This window comes from Ruegeria sp. BHSA162 (genome assembly GCF_059613385.1).
This window is the reverse complement of record NZ_JBXWSK010000131.1, coordinates 1-5,109: the sequence shown is the minus strand read 5'-3', so window position 1 is coordinate 5,109 and position 5,109 is coordinate 1. Positions and strand designations below refer to the sequence as shown.

5 protein-coding genes are annotated in these 5,109 nt (G+C 58.3%); 2 read left to right on the top strand and 3 right to left on the bottom strand.

All coding sequences use genetic code 11. The features are described 5' to 3' along the window. Together AC2FM5_RS19155 and AC2FM5_RS19150 are read left to right on the top strand one after the other, a co-directional pair. Positions 1-617, top strand: a 617-nt coding sequence (locus AC2FM5_RS19155) for a class I SAM-dependent methyltransferase (RefSeq protein WP_496737532.1), incomplete at its 5' end; no start/stop codon positions are given. 111 nt (positions 618-728) lie between these two features. Next, on the top strand, positions 729-2,102 hold the full coding sequence (locus tag AC2FM5_RS19150; protein WP_496737530.1) for a hypothetical protein: 1,374 nt from the start codon (positions 729-731) through the stop codon (positions 2,100-2,102). Between the two features lie 9 nt (positions 2,103-2,111). On the opposite strand, the gene AC2FM5_RS19145 is transcribed toward AC2FM5_RS19150, so the two are convergent. From AC2FM5_RS19145 to AC2FM5_RS19135, 3 genes are all read right to left on the bottom strand, one after another. Next, positions 2,112-3,281 (bottom strand): O-antigen ligase family protein, encoded by a 1,170-nt coding sequence (locus AC2FM5_RS19145; RefSeq protein WP_170341747.1) that lies wholly within the window; start codon positions 3,279-3,281, stop codon positions 2,112-2,114. A 191-nt stretch (positions 3,282-3,472) separates the two neighbouring features. Further along, a complete protein-coding gene (locus AC2FM5_RS19140; RefSeq protein ID WP_496737528.1) occupies positions 3,473-4,360 on the bottom strand; it encodes an NAD-dependent epimerase/dehydratase family protein in 888 nt (295 codons plus the stop codon). Next, positions 4,357-5,109, bottom strand: a 753-nt coding sequence (locus tag AC2FM5_RS19135) for an ATP-grasp domain-containing protein (RefSeq protein WP_496737526.1), incomplete at its 5' end; no start/stop codon positions are given. The genes AC2FM5_RS19140 and AC2FM5_RS19135, both read right to left, overlap by 4 nt.

Here is a 5,109-nt window from a genome sequence, read left to right as displayed (position 1 = left end):
CAAGACCCACTGCCGGCGCGAACCGGCTGCTGGATGTGGGGGCCGGAACCGGTATTCTGGTCGAGGAGGCCATCGCCTGTGGTTACGACGCGGTCGGGGTTGAGCCGTCGCGACGGTTTTGCGCCCGCGCAAAACATCATGGCCTGCCAGTGGTCCAAGGCGTTCTTCCACATCCCGATCTGACCGACCCCTACGATGTAGTCACTCTGGTAGACGTGGTCGAACATGTTCCGGATCCGCTGGACCTGATCACTCAGGCTGCGCAGTTGCTGGCCGATGATGGAGTACTGGTCGTCGTTACGCCCGACCGCTTGTCCCTGTTGGCGCGTATCATGGGAGACCAATGGTGGCATTATCGTGTTGCGCATATCGGCTATTTCGACCCTGAAACACTGCGCTTTGCCTTGGCCAAAGCTGGCTTGCAACAAACCGAATTTCATCGGCCAACTTGGTATTTTCCGTTAGGATATCTGGTTGAAAGAGTGCATCGTTATTTACCCAGATGGGCGCGCTTCAAGGTTCCGGCACGGCTGTCTGACCTGGTGATCCCAGTGCACCTGCGGGATTCAATGATGGTCTGCGCGACCAAAGCCCAAACCCGGGACACCGCGCCCTAGACCAAAGGCAGAAGAATTTTGACAACAGCCAAGGTTTTTAGAATGCCCGTTGCAAAAAGGCCAAGACTGCTCGCCGTATTACATGGTTCGCTATTTGCGACTGTTCTGGCGATGGGCTGCAGCCCCGGTACGCTGCTGGCCGAGAACGCGAACCGGTCACTTTCGGCGCAATTTCCAGATGGCTCCCAAAGAGCATTTCCCAGCGCCGAAGGGCATGGCGCCGCGGCCAAAGGTGGGCGCGGCGGGCGCGTGATTTATGTCACGACAACCGAAGAATTCGGGCCCGGCTCCCTACGCGCATGCATTGATGCCAAAGGACCTCGAACCTGCATCTTTCGGGTCAGCGGAACGATTACACTGGAAAAGGCGTCTCTGATCGCAAACAGTCCTTTTCTGACCATCGCCGGAGAAACCGCTCCGGGCGGCGGGATTGCGATCCGAAACGGCCCACGTCAATTGCGCCCATCACTGGAAATCCGGACGCATGATGTCATCGTGCGCCATGTTCGGTTCCGGCCCGGGCCGCACGACGTAGAATCCTGCTGTTCAGGGGCCATTGGCGTCTACACCAAAGCCGCGCGTGACGTGATCTTCGACCACATTTCCGCCAGTTGGGGCAGCGACGAGACCATTGACTCAGAAAACGCCGAACGGCTGACCTTTCAGTGGAGCATCATCAGCGAGCCCCTCTTGCATGGCGGACCAGGCAAAAGCAACCGGGCCCGCAACATGCTGCTGACAAAGGGCGGCAACTTCAGTATCCATCACAACCTGTTCTCTCACGGGATGTTCAGAAACCCGCAAATCGCGCCCCAGACCCCGGGGACCACGACCGAGATCGTAAACAACTTGATGTACTCACCGATCTGGCAATATGTCGTTTCGCTGGACAATCGCTGGACCGAGCTGGACGCCAATATCATTGGCAACCTGAAGCTGTCCGGTGAAAGCATCGATTCCAATCTACTGGTGCACCTGTTCGACGGCTTCAAGAACGGCTACCGGTTGTACCTTCGGGACAATCTTGATGAAGACAACCGCAACAGCCTGGACCTTCCCGAGGAACTGGTCCTTGCCCCCGAACATCGTGTCTATGTCGTTGATGAGCCGGTCACCCCACCTTTGGTCCAGGCCGATCCGGTTTCGACAGTGTTTGAAACGGTCCTGCAAAACGCTGGAGCGACACGCCCGTCTCGCGACGCGGTGGATCAGAGGGTTGTTCAGGAGGTCCGTGACCGTTCCGGCAAAATCCTAAAGAAGAACCCTGAAAAGGTCGGCGGTTGGCCCGAGCTTGAAAGCGCCCTGCCCTATGCAGACAGCGATGTCGACGGGATGTCTGATGAATGGGAAACGCAATTGGGCCTTAATCCCACGGACCCGACGGATGCAATTGCAGATTCGGACGAAGATGGCTGGACCAATCTTGAGGAGTTCCTCCACGAATTGGCTGGCGACGGGAACGGCATGGGACAAAGCAACCCGTGACGTGTAACGCTAGCGCCGCCGGTACCGATCGGACGCAGCCAACAGCCCCAATGCCACGATCCACGGGATCAGCATACCGCGCTGGTAAACATGGGTGTAGTTCATTGACAGCGCCGCAAAGGTCAGCGTGACGGTCACCACGGTCGCGCGCCCGTACACCCTGTTCGGCACATTATGCCGGGCCATTACGGCGTAGACGATGGCGGACCCCAAAACGAAGCACAATCCCAGTAAGGCCAGAATGCCACCTTCGTTGGCCAGCAACAGGTACAGGTTGTGAACGGGAATGCCTTGACTGCTCAGTTCGCGATACTGTCCCGCGCCCATACCCACCAGAAAGTAATCCGGCAGAAACCGCCAGGCCTCGATCATGAGATCGGCGCGGTCTTCAAATGTACCCGCATGACTCAGGTCCCCCTCGAGCAGAGGTGACAATACCCGGTTGCGGAACGTCGGCGGAAAAATGAACTCGGCCCATTGGATACTGATCCAAGCCATCGTCGTCACAGCTGTTCCCCAGATCATCAGCACGCGCTGATTTCCGACCAGCAGCAGGAACAGAGCACCGCAGATGACCGCACCGGCAAGGCTGGAATTCGAACTTGCGTAGATCAAAGTGATGGCGAGCAGCCCGAAGAGGGCCAAGAATGGCAGTTTTCTTAGCGCACCCGTCAGCCCAAGATACCACAATACCGGGAACCAAAGCACGATCAGTCCAGCCAACCCGTTTGGATTATCCACCAACCCCGCCACACGGTAGTTGCCGCTGACCAGCATGAAATACCGGGATTCGCCACCGGAATAGCCCACGCCATAGGCGATCATCCCGACAAGACAGTTCAAGGCAATCGAGATCACGCCGACCTTTGCAAGAGTAACCGCCTCTTCATACGGGCGGCCCAGGATCGCCAGAGGCAGAAGGACAAACGAAAAGAAATACTGCACGATGACGACGAAGGCCGACACCGGATCGCCGTGCGCGATAGAGCCGATCGACAGTCCCGCCACCATCATCAGCATGCCGATGAACCAGACCGAGGACGCGGAATGCAACGGAAACAGCGGCAGGCTGCGGTTGCACCGCAGGATCACGGCAATCGTCAGAAACATGTCGCTGGCCGTGAACAGAACCGCCGGATGGCGAAAGGCAGTGAAGGTGCTGAACAGCAACGCAGTCATCAGACACGCGAATTCGATCTGCTCCAAAATCGGCTTAGGCCGGCTGATACTGTTGACTGGCACCATATTCTACAATCCAAACGGCGGTGGGTTACCTGGCCCGCAGACTGGTACCCGGAATACAAGGGTAACACCCAAGATACCTTCAAAAAACATGTTTCCGGCTCCCATCGCCCGGCTGCCGGACCGGGTCATGCCGCTGCCGGCAGCAATTGGCCCCTCAACGTCATTTCCAGACCCGTTGCAATGTCCACAACCGGCGCATAGCCGAATGCTGCCCGGGCTGCGTCCGAGGACAGATCGAAGCGGGTGAATGGCGGACTGTCTCCGGGTCGGGTTTCGATCACACCCCGGCCACCTGCGACGGACATGATCTCCTGCGCCAAATCCGCCAAGGAAACCGGACCTCCGCCGGAGATATTGAATACACCGTAAGCTTCGGCATGGGCCGATTGCAAAATCGCCCGGCTCAGGTCATGCGCATGCACGAAATCAATGCTGTTCTTTGGACCTGTTACTGTGATGTTTTGCCCCGCGGCCGCATCATTAAGCATCCGCACAAGAAACTTGTCATCAGGCAGCCCATGACCATAGAGCGCCGAAGGTCTGAGCACGGTCACTCGCGCTCCAGAAGACTGCGCAAGCTCAGCCAGCCCCGCTTCGGCCAAACGCTTGGTTGTAGCGTAATCACCCCCAAGCGGCCCCGGGGCGGTTTCCGCGCTTTCGTCGATTCCGCGGGCATGAGGATCGCGATAAACTGACCCGCTGGACACAAAGATGAAGTGCACGTCACGATCTGCCGCCCAACGCGCCGCATTCAACGTGGCTCGCACATTGCTGTCAAACAGCACCTGCCAAGCCGAGCCGTCATCCGCAGGCCCGGCAAGGTCAATCCGAGCCGCGCAGTGCACAAATACATCCGCACCTTGCGCCAGTTGATCCAGCCTGTCATGGGTGATCGCGTCCTGCAGATCCCAGTTCGACCGGTCGATCCGCGCAACAGGAATGTCACGTCGGCTTAGCCAGGCCACAAGATGGCGACCCAGCAGGCCGGTCGCCCCTGTCAGGGCAACTTTCATGGCGTCCCGCCATAGAGGCTGAACTGGGCCGGGATCTGAGGTTCCAACTGGCCGGCCTGATCCAATGTGTCTGTCATTGAACGCGGAACGACCAGCTCGCTCCAGTACCGCAGAACCATGCTGTCCCAAGCGATTTCCGGCTCATAGGGAAGGCCGCGATCGGTCTTGAGGTAACATTCGACCGGATTGAAACCCAGTTGAGCACAAAACGGTGTAGTGCCCGAGAACCGGGCATTGATTTCGAACACCTTGGGTACTCCGTCGTCGCCAAGGCGCAGCTGAAAATTGCAGGCCCCTTCGACGTCCAGCTTGCGCGCGATAGCTGTGACATAGTCTTCGATCACCGGGTTCCGCTCGGGAATGGCCCGATATGTATCGCCCGACCGAAGCACTCGGCGCAGTGCCAGAACCGGCGACAGGCTCCCCTTCGCCCCGACGATCGTGCACGTAAACTCGCGCGCGTCATCGCCGATCAGTTCCTGTACGATGGTTGCCGCTAGATCACCAGGGTAGTTGGCCAGCTCTTCCCGAGAATTCACCCGCTCGACCCCGATGGACCGAAACCCGACCGCCGGTTTGGCAATAACCGGGTAGACCAGATCATCCATTTCCAAAGCCTCAGCCATAGGCCAAGTGCGCGGATGGGGCAGCCCGTTATTCGCCAAAAAAGCCGAGGTCAGTCCCTTGTCATCGGCAATACGCACCGTCTCTGGACTGTTGACCACGACTTTTGTCCCGAATTGTTCCGC